The 16,206-nt window shown below is 64.1% G+C and carries 11 protein-coding genes and 2 pseudogenes; 4 read left to right on the forward strand and 9 right to left on the reverse strand.

All coding sequences use genetic code 11. The features are described from left to right. Positions 1–214 precede the first annotated feature (214 nt). The 4 genes from M2351_RS45375 to M2351_RS34780 form a co-directional block, all read right to left on the reverse strand. Positions 215–1,213: a transposase gene (locus tag M2351_RS45375; RefSeq protein ID WP_406567478.1), complete on the reverse strand. Its 999-nt coding sequence runs from the start codon at positions 1,211–1,213 to the stop codon at positions 215–217. Continuing rightward, positions 1,210–1,494, reverse strand: coding sequence for a transposase (locus M2351_RS34770; protein WP_264660584.1), 285 nt, complete (start codon positions 1,492–1,494; stop codon positions 1,210–1,212). The genes M2351_RS45375 and M2351_RS34770 overlap by 4 nt, the downstream gene beginning before the upstream one ends. A 696-nt stretch (positions 1,495–2,190) precedes the next feature. Next, positions 2,191–2,568: a PRC-barrel domain-containing protein gene (locus M2351_RS34775; protein WP_264660585.1), complete on the reverse strand. Its 378-nt coding sequence runs from the start codon at positions 2,566–2,568 to the stop codon at positions 2,191–2,193. Between the two features lie 203 nt (positions 2,569–2,771). Beyond that, positions 2,772–3,188: a PRC-barrel domain-containing protein gene (locus tag M2351_RS34780; RefSeq protein ID WP_264660586.1), complete on the reverse strand. Its 417-nt coding sequence runs from the start codon at positions 3,186–3,188 to the stop codon at positions 2,772–2,774. 505 nt (positions 3,189–3,693) lie between these two features. On the opposite strand from M2351_RS34780, the pseudogene M2351_RS34785 reads away from it, so the two are divergent. Both M2351_RS34785 and M2351_RS34790 read left to right on the forward strand, forming a co-directional pair. Continuing rightward, positions 3,694–4,783: pseudogene (locus tag M2351_RS34785) on the forward strand (IS630 family transposase). A gap of 309 nt (positions 4,784–5,092) precedes the next feature. Then, positions 5,093–5,215, forward strand: coding sequence for a hypothetical protein (locus M2351_RS34790; protein WP_264660587.1), 123 nt, complete (start codon positions 5,093–5,095; stop codon positions 5,213–5,215). A 345-nt stretch (positions 5,216–5,560) separates the two neighbouring features. On the opposite strand, the gene M2351_RS34795 is transcribed toward M2351_RS34790, so the two are convergent. Together M2351_RS34795 and M2351_RS34805 are read right to left on the reverse strand one after the other, a co-directional pair. Next, entirely contained in the window at positions 5,561–5,974 is a 414-nt protein-coding gene (locus M2351_RS34795) for a hypothetical protein (protein WP_264660588.1), read from the reverse strand. A 631-nt stretch (positions 5,975–6,605) separates the two neighbouring features. Beyond that, complete coding sequence (locus M2351_RS34805; protein ID WP_264660589.1) at positions 6,606–9,983, reverse strand: AAA family ATPase; 3,378 nt, start codon at positions 9,981–9,983, stop codon at positions 6,606–6,608. A 580-nt stretch (positions 9,984–10,563) separates the two neighbouring features. On the opposite strand from M2351_RS34805, the pseudogene M2351_RS34810 reads away from it, so the two are divergent. Next, positions 10,564–11,277 (forward strand): annotated as a pseudogene (locus M2351_RS34810) (IS6 family transposase). Positions 11,278–11,410: 133 nt separating this feature from the next. Beyond that, the gene (locus tag M2351_RS34815; RefSeq protein WP_264660590.1) at positions 11,411–11,791 is read left to right on the forward strand and encodes a response regulator; all 381 of its coding nucleotides are present in this window, start codon (positions 11,411–11,413) and stop codon (positions 11,789–11,791) included. Positions 11,792–12,002: 211 nt separating this feature from the next. Here the strand turns inward: M2351_RS34815 and M2351_RS34820 are convergent, their stop codons facing one another. The 3 genes from M2351_RS34820 to M2351_RS34830 all read right to left on the reverse strand — a co-directional run bounded on the left by M2351_RS34820 (position 12,003) and on the right by M2351_RS34830 (position 16,002). Beyond that, complete coding sequence (locus M2351_RS34820; protein ID WP_319801963.1) at positions 12,003–12,302, reverse strand: DUF4167 domain-containing protein; 300 nt, start codon at positions 12,300–12,302, stop codon at positions 12,003–12,005. A 1,573-nt stretch (positions 12,303–13,875) separates the two neighbouring features. Further along, positions 13,876–14,166, reverse strand: coding sequence for a hypothetical protein (locus tag M2351_RS34825; RefSeq protein WP_264660592.1), 291 nt, complete (start codon positions 14,164–14,166; stop codon positions 13,876–13,878). Between the two features lie 810 nt (positions 14,167–14,976). After that, a complete protein-coding gene (locus tag M2351_RS34830) occupies positions 14,977–16,002 on the reverse strand; it encodes a fumarylacetoacetate hydrolase family protein (RefSeq protein ID WP_264660593.1) in 1,026 nt (341 codons plus the stop codon). Positions 16,003–16,206 lie beyond the last annotated feature (204 nt).

Raw genomic sequence — 16,206 nt, forward strand, 5'->3', positions numbered from 1 at the left:
GCCTCCTCTAAGCCGCGGCGCGCTCGACCGAACGGCGGCCGATGCCTCGACCGTGAACACGGAGCAACGGGCGAGGCGTGATCGGACCGTAAGCATCCGGTGAGTCTTTCAATTGCCCACATCCGTTAGAATCGCTGGTGACGGCGGCCTCCACCTCGAACGCGGGCAATCAGCGGCCTGTTGACATCGAACGATGTTCGAGAGGAGCCGATGATCACGGGAACCAACGCCTGGATCGAGGATGAACTTGCCGGCTGCCACTTTGCCGACGAGCGAGTGGGGGGACGCGGACATTCTCGCCGGCCACTTCGACTCGACCCGCCAGCGGGTCGCCGCGACGTCCGGCCCGCTCCCGGTCATTCAGGACACCACGGAGTTCTCCTTCCAGCGCGAGCATCCCGAGAAGATCGGCCAGACCGTCCGGGTGAACAGCGGTCAGGACCAGGAGGGCCGGTTCCGCATGCACACCGTGTGTGGGTTGCTGATGCACGCCAGTCTGGCGGTCACGACCGAGGGCCTGCCGCTGGGCCTCGGCGCCGTCAAGTTCTGGACCCGGACCAAGTTCAAGGGCACCGCCGCACTGAAGAGGAAGATCAACCCGACGCGGGTTCCCATCGAGCAGGAAGAGAGTGTCCGCTGGTTGGAGAACCTGCGCCGGACCAGCCTGCGCCTCCTCGGTGTGGAAGCGCAGCGCCTGACCGATGACGCCTTTCCAGCGCGCCATTTGGCTCTCCACGGCCGCCCTTTTGTTGTATCCGCTGCTCCGCGGCCAAGCCATCCGCCCTTTCTCAGCGATGGTCTGGATGTGGCGGTCGCGTTGCGTGGGCGCCGTCTCGGCGGTGTCGCTGAGCACAGCGTCACGGTGTGGCGGTGCCACGACCAGAGCCTCGGGATGGCGTTCGTGGACGGACGCGTAGACTTCGGTCCGGTCATACACGCCATCACCGGTCACCGAGGCCACGGGCTCGGCGATCTGATCGAGCGAGGGGCCGACCTGGGAGGCATCATCGACACCATAGTCGGTCAGCGTGGCGGCGACAGTCCGACCCGTGCCGGCGTCTATGCCGATGTGCAAGGCCCGCCAGGAGCGCCGCCGCTTGGTGCCGTGCTTCTCAAACAGCCATTCGCCCGGGCCGCCCAGCTTCAGCCCCGTGCTGTCGACCAGCAGGTGGACGGGCCCGCCGCTCGAGCGCGGCGCGGAGGGCAGCGTCACCGTCCGAGCCCGGCAGCGATGGTGGAGTGATCCGGAACCGGCAGATCCAGCCCGAGCAACGGGAAGATGGAGGCGAGCAGCCCCTCGGTCTGCCGCAGCGCCAGCCGGAACACCGCCCTCAGCTTCAGCGCCGTTGTGATCGCCAGGCCCGAAGAGCTCGCCTGTCCACCCGGCGTTCGGCGCGGCGCCGCTTTCCACTGCTCGATTGCCTCCTCGCTGACCCAGAGCGTGAGGCTGCCACGCTGGCGCAAGGCGGCGTCGTACTCGGCCCAATTCGTCACTGTGCGCTTCGGCCGGGCAATGTGATGGCGACGAGCGGCATTGGCCTGGTGCGGCATAGCGGGCGACCAGAACGGAGACGGGGCCTGGACCTACGACACTGACCGCATCCGTGAAACACGGCGTTGTGGCGGCCGAAGTATAGGGAGGAAACGCTCTGCGGCCTGAACCGCAGCATTGGCGCAAACATTAGCCTTTCACGACGCCTCAAACGAATGAATAACAATGCGTTATGAATGAATTGGATTCATGCAGTCTTCACCCCGAGCGAATGGATCGCCCGTCGGCGCGCCTTGGGGACGTGTTGCTTGCGCAGCTCACGTCGCGCGGCTGCCCGGCGCGCTCGCCAGCAGACGGCGGGCATACAACCCGTCGGGCAGAAGAGCGGTCAAACAGCAGCCGGTCAGCAAACGAAGTCGGCAGTTCGTTGGATGTGCCCTTTTCCTCGGTTACGATACCTGGTTTATGGTGGTGTGCCGGCCGTGATCCCGGAGCCAGAAGCATGCCACCATCTGGAAGCGCTCAAGCCACAGCAGTCTTGATGGAGAGCCGCGTGTCGTCAGGGGGCCTTAAAGGGAAACGAAAAGTTCCCGGAGGCCGGTTTGCCCGCCGACTCGCCGATTGTCGTGGGCCGTCCGCCTTGCCGGAGCCCACCTCACCCGGCCAGGACCTGTTTGGCGCGCCGCCGAACGATCAGATCAAATTCCTCGCCAATATGGCGGAATGCGGAAATAGGCGTGCAGCTCCTCTTCCGCGTCTCGATCGAGCCGGTCGTAGTTTTCGTCTCTGGTGATGTCTGGCGCCCCTTGGATCTCATGCTCGCTGACATCGGCATGATACCCGCCCAGCGACGTGTCATAGGTGAGCTTTGGCCATGGAATGGTGTGGCGGCCCTTGCCGAAGCCCAAATGCCCGCCAAACTCCACCACCGCGTACACGACCTGCCCACTCACCTTTTCGATGAGCAACCGCTTTATGACACCGATGTACTGACCGTCACTGCCATGAACGGAGGTGCCCTCGACCCGGTCACTTTCGATGAGGGGGTTCGTCGACGCTTCTGATGACTGCGACATGTTTTCCTCCTGAGGGTTTGATATCCCTCCGCGGTTTGAGTTTCCGGTTCCAGAAGCCCGCATGACCGACATGACCATGGGGCGGTTGGTCGGTGGGAAGCGCCCCGCCGCCGATCGATGGGGCTTGTGGTCCGTCACTCGAGAAAGCCGATGGAGATCCACGGCACCGGCGACCACAGGCCGAGAGACGCGTGCAAGACCGCTCACCGATCCGGTGACGGCTGCGGCGCGTGTGGGATTGGGTCGCTGGCCCTCATCTTTGAGGACGAGCGGCCCAGCGCAATGCTCGCGTCATCCGGAGTGAAGTCCGGCATGGCCGCGATGCCGCCGCGGGTCAGCCCGGTGATACGGACGCCCTGCTCTGGCCGGACTTGCACCCGACCCATGTCGACGGCCACCGTCTTATGCCCGCTGTTGGACAGATCGGTGCCCTCGATCACCAGTTGGTGAATCGCATGGGTGTGCGGGTCGAGCACGATGTCGACCACCGTTCCAATCTGCTCCTCGCCCTCACCGTAGACGGTCCGGCCAAGCAGGGCCGCGCCGGTCATCTCCGTTCCCAGGGCCGCCGAAGGTGCTGGCGGAGCGATGGCCGCAGTTGGGATGTCGTTCTGGTTCATTTGGGTCGGAGTGACACCTCCGCTGAATGGCGGCGGCGTCCGCCCCCCCGCATTCTGAGCCCATGCAGGTCCTGTGAGCAAAAGCGCCAAGGCTGCGGTGGCGCATATCGCAGGGCGCATGATGGCCTCCTTCGCCCGCCCTTGCGGGCCGTTCGTGGGACAATCAGGAAACAGCTGGGCGAGCCCAAACTCCCATAAGGCTGCTGAAACCAGTTCCCAATTCCATTCTCCCTACCGCTTCCAATCTGCTGCACGCGCCTACTGCCTTCAGGGTTGGGCAGGCGGTCGCGCCGGCGCGGCGCCTCCGGCTTGGGAAGCGGTCGATCCTCCAGAAGCCCTTGCGCGACGGCTCGGCCGAGCAGGTTCTGCACCGACGACACCGACCAGCGCGTCTCACCGCGCGGCGTCGGGCAGTGAATGCCCTCCAGGTGCCGGGCGATCACTCCAGTGGGGCGAGTCGAACAGGGGGTTAGGTTCTACAAGGGATGTGGGCACGCTGCGGGAGATGGATGTCTCTCGCTGGTCCATTGACCTGAAACTCGCTCCCGCCGACCGGCGTCGGCTGGAGGATCTTCGTCGGCAACGGCAACACCGCGCAGAAGCTGGTGCCACGCGCCCGCATCGCTCTGCTGAGCGACGGCACACGTCTGAACGGCGCCATTGCTCAGGATGTCGGGGTGTCGTTACCAACCGTCCATCGCTGGCAACGCCGGGTTCAGGAGCAGGGTGTGGATGGGCTGCTGCGTGACAAGACCCGCCCGTCCCGTATCCCGGTCCTGGCTCCGGACGTGGTCGAGCGTGTGGTGGAGATGACGTTCCACGAGCCGCCCGGCGAGGCAACGCACTGGAGCAGCCGCACCGTGGCGGCGGCCAGCGGCGTCAGCGTTGGCAGCGTGCAATGCATCTGGCGCGCCCACGGCCTCTAGCCGCATCGGGTGCGCACATTCAAGCTCTCACGCGACCCGCGGTTCGCCGAACGGGTCCAGGACGTGGTCGGCCTGTATATGGACCCGCCCCAGCACGCGTTGGTTCTGTCGGTGGATGAGAAATCGCAAATCCAGGCTCTGGAACGCACTCAGCCGGGGTTGCCGCAGGCCAAGGGCCAGCCCGCCACGCACACCCACGACTATACCCGCCACGGCACGACGACGCTGTTCGCCGCGCTCAACGTGCTCGACGGCACCGTGCTCGGCCAATGTGCGGCCCGCCACCGGCACCAGGAGTTCCTCCGCTTCCTCAACACGGTCGAGGCCGCGGTGCCGATCGGCAAGGTGGTGCACGTGATCCTGGACAACTATGCCACCCACAAGCACCCGAAGGTTCGGGCCTGGTTGGCAAAGCACCCGCGCTGGGTCTTCCACTTCACGCCGACCTCCGCGTCCTGGCTCAACGCCGTGGAGGGCTTCTTCGCCAAGCTGACGACCAAACGCCTGCGCCGCGGCAGCTTCCGCGGCATCGTCGATCTCCAGGCCGCCATCCACCGCTTCATCGCTGAGCACAACAGGACGGCCAAGCGCTTCGTCTGGAGCGCCGATCCCGACCGCATCATCGGAAACGTCAACAAAGCGAAGCGGGCGTCAGACTCGAGCCACTAGGGTTGCCTACAAATACGATACTTGGACGAGAATGCCTGGAAGGCCACTGGAAAGCCGCCGATACATTCGAAATGTTAATGCCTTGCCTCAAGACCACTCATCCGAAATGCCCGCAATACTGATAGCTAGAGTTAGGTTTGGGTGGGACTTGCCAGGTTGCGTCAGCGTACGCGCGAAGGAATTGTAAAGAGCAAAGTGGAGCCATTGTCATCTACTCGCCCCAGAATGGAGGAGGTAATATTGGCCATACACACCTGACTTGGATGAAAATAGATCGATCTTACCGGCATTCCCATATGGGAACTGATCATGCGCCGTCCGCATCGGCACATGCGGGTCTGGCGATTCAGCAAGGACGTCGGCTTGGTCAGGAACGACCGCCCCAACCTGTTCGGCGTGGTGGACAACGGGCCGGCCATCAATCCAGCCTGACACCGCCGCTGCACGATCGTCATCCTGCCAACGGGCTTTGACGCGCTCGTTTGGCTGAGGACAAAACCGGATTATGCGCATTGCCTCGACGAGCGTTGTCGATGTGATGCGGTGCGGGAGAGGAGACCTTGGCGTTGATGGGGGATCCACTCCGGCAGCACGTCTTTAACGCTTCTCCTGGTACATGCGCAGGCCCTTTGCGGGCGGGCGCTCCAGGCGGACGCGCCGGCACAGCCGGCGGAAACACGCCCCGGCCAGCCGGCCTCAAACGTAACGCCGTCAGACCGGACGGAACTGACCATCGAAGGTCGATGGCGGGTCGGATGAACCACCCGAGGCGCACCATCACCCATCCGCCGATGGACGGTTCTTGGCCAAAGTGTCCCGTGTCACCGCGAGGGCCGCCCGAGTGGCGCGCAGACGGTGTGCGGTCAGTTCCGCAAGGACGGCGTGGTTCCGAGCCCGCTGCAGGCTGTCCACCGCATGCTCAACGGCGGTGGAGCGCCGTTGTGCAGCGTGCTCGCCCGCCGTCGCAGGAGCGCGGGGAACGACATGCGGCTTGACCGTCTTGATCACCCCCTGCTTGACGGCCTCAAGCCGGACGACGTTAACGCGGACGGCGCGAACCCGCTTCACCACGTCAGTGAGTGACAGGTCGCGGCACATCCCGGTGCACCAAGCCCCACCGGGCTCGGCATGCAGACAGAAGCCGCAGGTCGCGTCTTCGTTCCACAGACGTCGCAGCGTGTGCCCCGTCATGGCCGCCTCCCCGATCCGGTTGTTCCCGTTTTCCCTAGGAGACGGGAAGCGAGGAGCGGTGGCAAACCGGCAGGCGGCAGAAGCCCTAATTGGCGATGGGTAGTTCCATCGTCATCGGCCGACCGTTACACTTAGCGGGCCATCGGACCTTGCCGTTTGGGCGACCCAAGCCATGACCTCGGCGGTTTGGTCCTTCCGGCTTTGTCGCCAGCCCCCATGTTCCGGTGTCGAGACGCCAAGCTGACCGCCGATGGCTGCCGCCGTAGAATTGAGAACGAGGATGGGTGATGGTCGACTGGTCGAGCCGAAGTATGAGGGAGACCCACACTCGCATCGAGTGCAGTCGTCGCGTCCTCGCCGCCAGCCGACGCCGCCAGGATTATGGAATGGAAATACGAAAAGTTCGTGCCGTTACCAGCTTCAAATTGAAGCCGCTATTGGGTGATTTTGGTGGACCCGGGTTCACGCGTATCGTAGCTCGGCCTGTTCGGGCGTGATGCAGCCGATGGCCGAGTTGGCACGCTGTCGATTGTAGGAAGTCTCGATGTCGGCGAACATCTCTCGGCGGGCCTGGTCAAAACGCGCCCACCACCTGCACCGCTGCCAAAGAGTTGACGGTGCCTCTTGCCTTTCATCCGGGTGTCGCGTCGGGTGATCGCCCCTTGTCCAGAGCATCGAGCATCTCACGTGCGTCCCGCAGATCGACCCCGTCAAAGCCTTCCTCGTAAAGACGGTAGACCGAGGCAAGCCGGTCGCGCGCGTCATTGCATCGAACGTTGGTGGCGGCCAGTGAAGCAAGTTTGGTGGAGGCCCGAAGCACAAGGGACCGAGCGCCCTGCCTTTGCGCGATTGAGAGCGCCCGCCGGAAGCAGCGCGCCGCTACGGATGCTCCCCCGCACTCATGCGCCAGCAGCAACTCGCCGGCGAGCAGGCGCAGCGTCCCATCGTTCCATCGCTCCCCGGTGCGTCGAGCTGTGGTCATGGCCTCCGACAGCGCCTTGCGCGCTTGGTCCAATTCCCCAGCACGCCGATGCAGGTCCGCCAGGATGCCCAAATAGAAGGGCATGCGCAGCTCGGCCCCAGTCGCCCGCAGATCCTGGATGCCGTTGCGCACCAAGCGGATTCCCTGCACGGGATCGCCGGCTTCGGCGCCGACCCAGCCGAGGAGGATGGTGGCCCACGCACGGTAGTAGCTGAACCCGTGCTCTGTGCAGATCCCCAGCGCCAGTTCCGCCCAATCGCGCGCCCGGTCCGGCTCGCGTCGGAACTGGTGCAGCATGGCGGCGTAGATCAACGCCACTGCCACGGTGAAGGGATGCGCGAGCCGTTGGGCCTGCGCAACCGCGTCCTCCACGGTGCGCAACGCACGTTCTGGATGCCCGAGGAACCAGTCGATGTGGGCTCCGTAGGCTTGTTGGAAGACTGCTATGTTGACCCCAAGGAACAAGGCTCGCTCAGGGGCTCCGATCCGCGCCAGAGTCTCGCGGCCGATGCGGATGTGCTCGTGCGCTAATGCGAAGTGTCCTTGATGGAACAGTACAAACGCCCGAGCATGGTGAGCATCGGCCAGAATGATCGGGTCTTGATCGTCACGGACCATATCCAGGAGTTCGGCACTCAGGGCATCGACGCGCGTGAGCCTGGCTCGGACATGATGCACATAGCAGAGGCCGCGCAATGCTGTGGCGAGGTGGGCTCGATGAGCCAGGCGTCGTGCCAACTGCTCCGCCCTGCCATAGGCCGTTTCAACCTCCGCGGCCGCGAAGCCCTTCGTCGCGATCAACGGGCCGCTGAGAGCAATTTGCGTCTCGAGTTCCTGGTGCCAATGCCCTTCCGTCGGCTCTTGTTTGCCCAGCAGTGCGAGAGCTTTGCGGAAGTGGCCGATGGCCTCCTGGTTCGCTGATCTGCCACTGGCGAGGCGCCCGGCCTTCAGCCAAAGATCGACCGCCCGGTTGATGGAGCCACCCTCGGTCAGATGATGGGCGAGCAACTCGGGTTGGCGCTCGCCGATCTCTGGAAACCGTGCATCGAAGGCGGCGGCAATCCGGCGGTGCAGATCGGTCCGCCGACTCTTGAGCAGAGTCGCATACGCGACATCCTGAACAAGCGCATGCTTGAAGACATACGTCGCCTCTACCCCCACTCCGCGACGGAAGACGAGCTCCGATTGCAGCAGACGCTCGAGATCGTCATCGAGTGCCCGCGGCTCGAGCCCGGCCACCGCCTCAAGAAGCTCGTGGCGGAACTCTCGGCCGATCACGGCCCCGATCTGCGCCAGTTCCTTGACCGAGCCAAGCCGGTCCAATCGTGTGACCAGCGAATCGTGAAGGCTGGCGGGAATGGAAAGCGGCGCGGGCGTCCCGGCGAGAGCAGGTCCGTTTGCTGGTTCCTGAAGCAGTCCGGCCTCCAAAACCGCTTTTGTGAGCTCTTCAATGAAGAGGGGAACACCTTCGGTCTTTGCCAGGATGTCCTTGACCACTGCGGCAGGCAGGTCACGCCCGTTGGCGGTGCGCTCGATCAAGGCGGCGGCCGCGTGCTGATCAAGGTGATTGAGCGTCAAAAGGGTGACGTGAGGATAACAGGACCATGGGGGTGGGGGCATCGGTCGCGTCGTGACGACGAGCAGGACCGGCATCCGGTCGATCTCCTCAGCCATTGACGCGAGCAGTTCGGTCGACGTCGGGTCGAGCCAATGCAGATCCTCGACCATGAACAGCACCGGCCGGTGCCGGACCAGGCACTTCAAGTGGTGCCGTAGCGCCTCAAACGTTCGCTGCTTCCGCTCTTGCGGGGTTAAGTCGCAGAAGGGATCTCCACCGTCGACCGGCACGCCCAGCAGAGCCGCAAAGGTGATCACGGTGTCGGCGGCGACCTCGTCAGCGAACGACTCAACAAGGGTCTTGAGCTTGGCAAGCCGAACGGTGGAATCGTCCTCGCGGACAAAGCCGGCCGCATTTTCAAGATTTTCAATAAACGGCCACAGCGCGGTTTGGGTCTGATGGGGCTGGGCTTGGAGGCACAGCGAACAAAGCGGCATCGGCGCAAGGTGTTCGCGCAGAGCACGTATCAGTCGGGACTTGCCGATGCCGGCCTCGCCCGACAGCAGGACAACCTGCCCTTCGCCCCGGCTGGCGTGGTGCCAGAGGCGCAAGAGCACGCCCAGTTCGGCGTCTCGCCCGACGAGGGGGGCAATGAACCCGCTATGCAGCCCATCGAAGCGAGTTGCCGCTCGGCTCGGCCGCAGCGCCCGAAACACGCGCTGCGGGGCGGCCAATCCTCGAACCTCCCATAGCCCCAAATCCTCCACGTCAAACAGCCCGCCGATGAGCCGCCGTGTCGCTTCCGCAACGACAACCCATCCCGGTTCGGCGAGGCCTTGGAGGCGTGCCGCAACATTGGGAGTTTCTCCAACCACGGCTTCCTCCCGTGCCGAGCCTTCGCCGATCAGATCGCCAACGACGACGAGCCCGGTTGCGATGCCGACACGCGCCGCCAGCGCGGTAGCCTCCGGCGTGGCGAGCCGGCTGACGACATCAACGATCGCCAGACCGGCCCTGACCGCCCGCTCGCCCTCGTTTTCATGGCTCTTCGGCCAGCCAAAATAAGCGAGGATTCCGTCGCCCATGTACTTGGCGACGTGTCCCTCGCACCGGGCGATTTCGCCGGCCCCGGAGTTCTGGTAGCGGCGCAGAAGGTCGTGCATTTCCTCAGGGTCGAGACGGGCGGACAGGGCCGTCGAGCCGACAAGATCGACGAACATCACCGTGAGCTGACGACGTTCCGGGCCCGAAACGACCATTGCCGGTCCCGCAGCCCCAGCCCCGTCCGGAGTGGTGCGGAGCGCCGCGATAGCCTTGAGCAGTCTCTTTCGATGTCCGAGGAGGACGCCCAGCTTGGCAAGATCCTCGTCGGTCAATTCAGACAGCACATCCGCGTCGATCGCGTTGTCGCGAAAGACCAGCCCGTAGCGAGCGAGCCCAAGTTGATCCAGCCAAGCGTCAACATCCATGCTGCACCTCGCCGCTCACACCCGCGACCAGCAGCGGGCTCGATCGCCCCACAAGTTGCATAGCCGATGATCGCTCCGTCGTTATTACAATCCCAAGCGGAAAGCGATCAACACAAGCATAGCGCATCCCCGAAACATACAAAAGGCATTTCGGACATTGTCTCTCAATCAACCAATCTCATGCCCGGGACGTTCTTTGATGTGCTTGGCGCGAACTGCGTGCTTCATCAGTGTTTTCTGGAGTGGGTGCGCCCGCCTGTGACTTTGGCATTGACGAGATGCTGGCCAAAGGGGGTGAGAGCGAGCCGCAAGGGACGTTGTTGCATCGAGGCGGTATCGGCTGCTGCCGGCGCGGTCGGCGCTGCTGATTATGCGATGCGGACGGAGTCAGGGCGTCCGAGGTCGGGCTTACGGTTGTGAACCGCGCCGGGTTTCCCGGAGGCCCTGCTTTCTGAGAGAATGGGGGCATCATTACGAAACCGGCATCACCAAAATACGCTCCTGAAGTCCGCGAGCACGCGGTGCGGCACCGTCAAGTTAGGGCTGGCTCGGAGGCAGGGGAAGTCGGTATAGGGCGGGCATGACGATGCGCCCTGATGCCATGTACGCCGGCTACCGGTTTCCCGCGGAGGTGATCAGCGACGCGGTGCACCTTTATTATCGTTTTCCGCTCGGCTTACGGATGGTCGAGGAGATGCTGGCGCGGCGCGGCATCGTGGTCAGTCATGAAACAATCCGAGCCGGGGGGCTGACGTTTGGCAGACGATCGCCAACCGCATCCGCCAGCGTCGTCTGGCTCACAGTGCCAAATGGCACTTGGACGAGGTCATGATCAGCATCGCGGGCACCAAGCACTATCTCTGGCGCGCCGTCGACCAGGACGGCTTTGTGCTCGATGTGCTGGTCCAGAGCCGGCGCGACAAGCGGGCGGCCAAGCGTCTGCTGCGCAAGCTGCTCAAGAAGCAGGGCCGGGCACCCCCGTGTCCTGATCACCGACAAACTGCGCTCTTACGCGGCCGCCAAGAAGGACCTGACGCTGCGCGGCGAGCACCGCCAGCACAAGGGCCTGAACAACCGGGCCGAGAACAGCCACCAGCCGACCCGGCGACGTGAGCGGCAAATGAAGCGCTACAAATCACCACGGCAGATCCAGTGCTTTCTCGCCATCCATGACCCCATAAACAACCTTCTCCACCTCCGTCGCGCTCATCTCACGGCCTCTGAATACCGCGCCACCCGTGCCCAAGCGTTCCATGCCTGGGCGGAGATGGCTGGAGCCCGCTTGGCCGCGTAAACCCGATCCGCACCTCCATGTCTGCGCCATGTGTCCGACCTCGGCATGACGAGCCGCCACTAACTTGACGGTGCCGCCTGAGGTATTGCTCGCGCCCTCCTGACCGGCGATGGCAGACACGATGCCCCGAAAAATGGCGGACGAGCCCGACTTACATGTTCTTGTGGCCGATGATGAGCCGATTCTGGCGTTGGCTGTTGGCGAAACTTTGAGAGGGGCGGGCTACCGGGTCACCGTGACGTACAACGGCGAGACCGCTATCCGAAGCTTTCTCAACGATCCGGCCGATGTGCTGCTGACCGATCTTCAGATGCCGCGCGTCGATGGCCTGGAGGTGATTCGTCAGCTTCGTGCCATCGCCCCCGACCTGCCCGTGGTGGTGATGACCGGGCATGAGACGTCTGGCGCGCTGGAGACGCTGAGGTCCATGAAGGCGGGTGAGGTGACCGTTGTGGCGAAACCGATGCCTCTGCGGGAGGTCCTCCGCGCCGTTCAGTCCGTGCGGTCAGCCTGAGTATCGATTTCCAATCACTCGGCACGTCGCGAAGGATCGGCGCCGCTTTGAAACATTGTGGCTCAATGTCGCGCCGGCCGCGCGGTGAAGGTCTCGACCGTCATCGGTATGCGGCTTGGTGCACGGAAACGGTTGCGCAGAAGGCAAAGGTTCTCCGCGATCCCGCTCTGCCGAACACGGGGCAGCCGGGACGCCGACGCTTAAGCTCGCCTCATGGGAACTCGCGCTCAACGCGGTACCAGTGCTCGGCATACTGCCGGCACAACTCCGCTTCGACAGCGTCGCCGCGGCGCTCGGCATCGGCGGCGCGGGCAAGCCATTGGGCTTGCTTCTGCTGCGCGGAACCGCCAACCCGCGCCGGCGGTCGGGCTGGCGAATGGCCAGACCCGATCTGTGGCGGAGCGGGCTGACCGAACCGCGGGCGCTTTGGTCCGCGGGCGCCTCTCGGATTGTCAAAAGGCATTCTGCTCGAAGTCTCCGTGATAGCGATTACCATTCCATATGCATACATCTGAAACGCCAATGAGCGCCGCAATCACGACTTCGGAGGCCCGAGGCAGGCTGGCGTGATGGCGACCGGCAGGTGCTGCGTGCCAGATGCCGTGCCTTTCCCACCAATGGAAAGCACCTATGGAGCAGTCCGTTGAGTATGGGGCCGGTCCTTTCGACCTGACCGTACTCGCGATGCTCACTCCGCCGGGGGTGGCTCACTGGGTTGCCGCTCGATCCGGCAGAACAGCAGGCCGTACCAGTCGAGCGCCAAAACCGCTGTGGTGGCGAAAAGTCCAGGGATCGTAATCATAAGCACCCCCAGGTGCCGACGTCCGTCGGCGCGAGGGCGCCCTCCCTGGGACCATGTTGCGTCTGTTTGTTCGTCGTTGTGTATGAAACGCTTTGGGGAGCGACTTTGCTCCCGACGAACACCGCAAAAAAGGCGGTGGGCACTTCATTGCGTCACATTCTCTTTGGCCTTCGATGAGGGTTGGTTGTCGCAACAGACCCGGATCTCGCAGCCGGTCAACAGGAGCAGGGCAAGCATCAGCATCATCAAGGGGCGCATGGGTCACTCCAGCGGCTCTGCCATGCGTTAACACCGGCAAGCCGCATCCGGCCTGACGACAAGGCGCGGTCACTGCGTGCCACGACTGGAGGGAGCGCCGATGGGAAGAGGGGCCACCGATGCTTAAGCTTTGCTGGACAGGGACGCCGCATCGCCGAGGGGTACCTCACTGATGCTCACCTACTCCTGCTTCGCATTGCACATGTGTGGCCGTTCGACGTTGTATGTCTCGAAAAGTGAAAACGGTGATGGAACGGTCGAAGAACACACGGCGCTGGTTGCCCGGCCGCCCATGGACGCAGGGCCTTCTCACGGCCGCGCCACTTGTGGCCGCGACCATGGTCGCTCCCTCGACGTGGGCGGCCAGCATCGACTGCTGGCTGCTCGACGGCGCCAAGCTGGACCAGGCGCGCGAGGAGGGTTTGTGCGGGGACGCCTTTTCCCGCAACACAGAGCCCGGCGCCCCCCCGACCGTGCCCACATCCGGGCCGGCGACAGGTGGGACACCAACCAGTGAATCGACGCCTGTGTCGGCGGCCAGCGGAGCGTCGGTGGCGGCCCTGCCCACAGCCGCCACAAAGCCGCCCACCAGCGCTCACGCTCCGGCGAAACGCGCGCGTCACCAAGCGGCCAAACCGAAACGCCCTGCGGTCACGGCGCCGGTGACCGAATCTTCGCCAACGGGCAACTCTCCGCGCGTGCCCGCCGGCGATGCCGCCGCTGCTGCGGAGCGGCGAGCCGCGCCCGAAGAGCTTTCCCCTTTCTTGCACATGGACCACCGGGGCCACTGACCGAAGGGAACCTTGGCACGCATGCTCGAATCCACGCGGCGCGGCAATGCGGCCAGCTTTCGGCATCGAACGGCCGCGGTCGTGCTTGTTCCGGCATGGTGGTGGACGGCGTGCGCGATAGAAGGTTCAATTGGACGCCCGGCCAGTGCCAACGCGACCACGAGGTTCTCATCTTACGCCTAAAGTGGCGGCCACGCCGGGCACATCGTGGCGAAACCAATGCGACAGCTTCGTTAATGCGAGGACGGGCGCGTTGCCGGGTGATCGACGCGCCGATCGGGCATTGGTTGCGCGAGGTCGGCAGGGTCGAGTGCGGCGTCAGTCCGGCGCCGCACCAGTTCACAGCGGATCAGGATCGACCCCGACAGCAGCTCCCGGCACCGGGCCTCGCCGGGTTGGCGCAGGACCGCCAATTGGTTCCACCGGAGCAGAGTCTGAAGCGCGTCAGCACTCAAGGAACACAGCCACTGACGCTTGCGGGCCACATCGGTGACGTCTTGCAGATCGACACCGAATGTCGGCATCACCGTCCTCCTGAGGGCCCGTACGGCCGATGGTTGGTGAAGAACAGGCCAAACGGGCCTATGTTCCACCAATGCGTCCGCACAAAGGCGAGAGGGCGGGGCGAGAGGATACGCAAACGGAGGTACGCCCGGCATTCGTGCGCACATGTTGTCCGACCATTTTTGGAGTTTCGGTAAGGGGCCATGGCGACACTCCACGAGCCGGCACATGGGCGGCTGTTCTTCAGGCTGATGGAAGCCCGGCACAGCCCTGACGTCGGGGACTGCTGCGCGCAATTTGCAATCCCCGGTGCCCGCGGATGGCCGCGGAGGCTACGGCCCTAGTGACGGGAGCGCCGCTGCCCCGGACTGTCGCCTCGTCGGCTCGCGCGGTTCACAGTCCGGAACGCGACGACCGGTCCATGCGCTCGCGTTGGACACAGCGCCGCGTCAGGCGTCTCTAAAATCGTTCGTGTTACTGACCATCGGCCTATTGATGCGCAGAAAAAAGGCCGCTAGACAGATGTCCGCGGCCCGAGTCTAGGGAGGAAACGCCCCAAAAAGGGCATGTCGCGCAAAGCGACAACGGATCATGTGACGCTGCGCCGCACCAAATCCAGCCCTCGCGGGGCTGGATTTTGCGTTTCGGGGTGCGCTGTCGCCAAAACGCCACAGCCCAGACCGCTCCCCCCGACCGGCAGAGAGTTGTGCTCACGCTTTCCTCCTACGTCTTCGTCCGATTTCCGGCCCTCCCTCCGAGACCGATGGGCTTTGCCAACTCGGAACAGGTTGCCGGCCGCCGCCCCCGCCGCGTTGCCCCCACGGTCCGCCTTACGTCAGCTCAAAGGCCAACTCGCCAAGCTTTTCCAGGCTGCAAGCGATTTTGTCGCCCGGCTTCAGCCAGACCTGCTGGTCCTTGGGCTTTCCGGCGATCACGCCCTGTGGCGTGCCGGTGAAGAAAATGTCGCCGGGTTTGATGGTCATCATCTTGGAGGCGAAGCTGATGAGTTGGCGGCAGTTGAAGATCATGTCGTTGGTGTTCCAGTCCTGCCGTTGCTCGCCGTTGACACGGCACTCCAGGCGCAGATTGTTGGGATCGCCAACGAGGTCGCTGGTCACCAGATACGGCCCGAGCGGTGCGAAGCCGTCGCACGACTTGCCGATCATGTACTGCGAGGTGAGGAACTGCAGATCGCGCGCCGAGAAGTCATTGCCCGTACAATAGCCAGCCACATAGTCCAGGGCCTGCTCCTCGGAGACGTTGCTGCATTCCTTTCCGAACACAATGACCAGCTCGACCTCATAGTCGAACTTGGTGGCGGCGCCGGTTGGCAGCTTGATGGTGCCGCCATGGCAATTGAGCGCGTTGTTGTATTTGTTGAAGAGAATGGGGTTTTTGGGAATGGGGGTGTTCGTCTCCTCCGCGTGTTTGCGGTAGTTGAAGCCCATCATGATGATCTTCTCGGGCCGGGTGACGGCGGGGGCATACTCGATGCCACGTTCCGGAACCACCGCCCGCTCGGCGGCACTGCTCGCCTTGGCCGCGTCCACCACAGCTTTGAGCATTCCGCCCTTGCTGTTCTGCAGCAGGTCGTCGATGTCCACCGGTGCCGGCATGTTCAGCGCTTGGGCCGCCAACGTCACGTCAAGGATGCCGCGTTCCGTCTTCACGCCGAGTCCGAAGCCACCATCACGCCGCATGTTCACCAGCGTCATGCCGCGTGCCATCTCCAACGCGTGAGGGACGGGGCTTGCCGCGGCCTGTGCCGGGACGGTGGGCAGCGCCATGCCGGCGGTTGCGGTGACGGCGCCGACGGCGCCGGTGGTCTTGAGGAACGTCCGCCGATTCTGGTCCATGCTGTTTCCTCCCCAGGAACTCTGTTTTGACGTTCCAAGTAGTTTGTCACCCCAACGATGGAGCGTCCAAGGGCACCAAGGGGGCATGCGGCATGCGGTAGCCCACCTGCGCCGGCCGTCTGAGCTTGAGCGGCTTCCGCTGGAGCAAGGCCGTCAAAAGCGGTTTACCCTCCATCCAGAGCGCCACATCGCTGCACGGGGAGG

It is taken from the genome of Azospirillum canadense (assembly GCF_025961225.1).
Lineage (GTDB): Bacteria > Pseudomonadota > Alphaproteobacteria > Azospirillales > Azospirillaceae > Azospirillum > Azospirillum canadense.

Bases quoted from the DNA above. Each gene is read 5' to 3' on its own strand.
- M2351_RS34775 (WP_264660585.1), bottom strand. From the start codon at position 2,568: ATGTCGCAGTCATCAGAAGCGTCGACGAACCCCCTCATCGAAAGTGAC.
- M2351_RS34825 (WP_264660592.1), bottom strand. From the start codon at position 14,166: ATGCCGACATTCGGTGTCGATCTGCAAGACGTCACCGATGTGGCCCGC.
- M2351_RS34820 (WP_319801963.1), bottom strand. From the start codon at position 12,302: ATGTATGCATATGGAATGGTAATCGCTATCACGGAGACTTCGAGCAGA.
- M2351_RS34790 (WP_264660587.1), top strand. From the start codon at position 5,093: ATGCGCCGTCCGCATCGGCACATGCGGGTCTGGCGATTCAGCAAGGAC.
- M2351_RS34780 (WP_264660586.1), bottom strand. From the start codon at position 3,188: ATGAACCAGAACGACATCCCAACTGCGGCCATCGCTCCGCCAGCACCT.
- M2351_RS34815 (WP_264660590.1), top strand. From the start codon at position 11,411: ATGGCGGACGAGCCCGACTTACATGTTCTTGTGGCCGATGATGAGCCG.
- M2351_RS34805 (WP_264660589.1), bottom strand. From the start codon at position 9,983: ATGGATGTTGACGCTTGGCTGGATCAACTTGGGCTCGCTCGCTACGGG.
- M2351_RS34795 (WP_264660588.1), bottom strand. From the start codon at position 5,974: ATGACGGGGCACACGCTGCGACGTCTGTGGAACGAAGACGCGACCTGC.
- M2351_RS34830 (WP_264660593.1), bottom strand. From the start codon at position 16,002: ATGGACCAGAATCGGCGGACGTTCCTCAAGACCACCGGCGCCGTCGGC.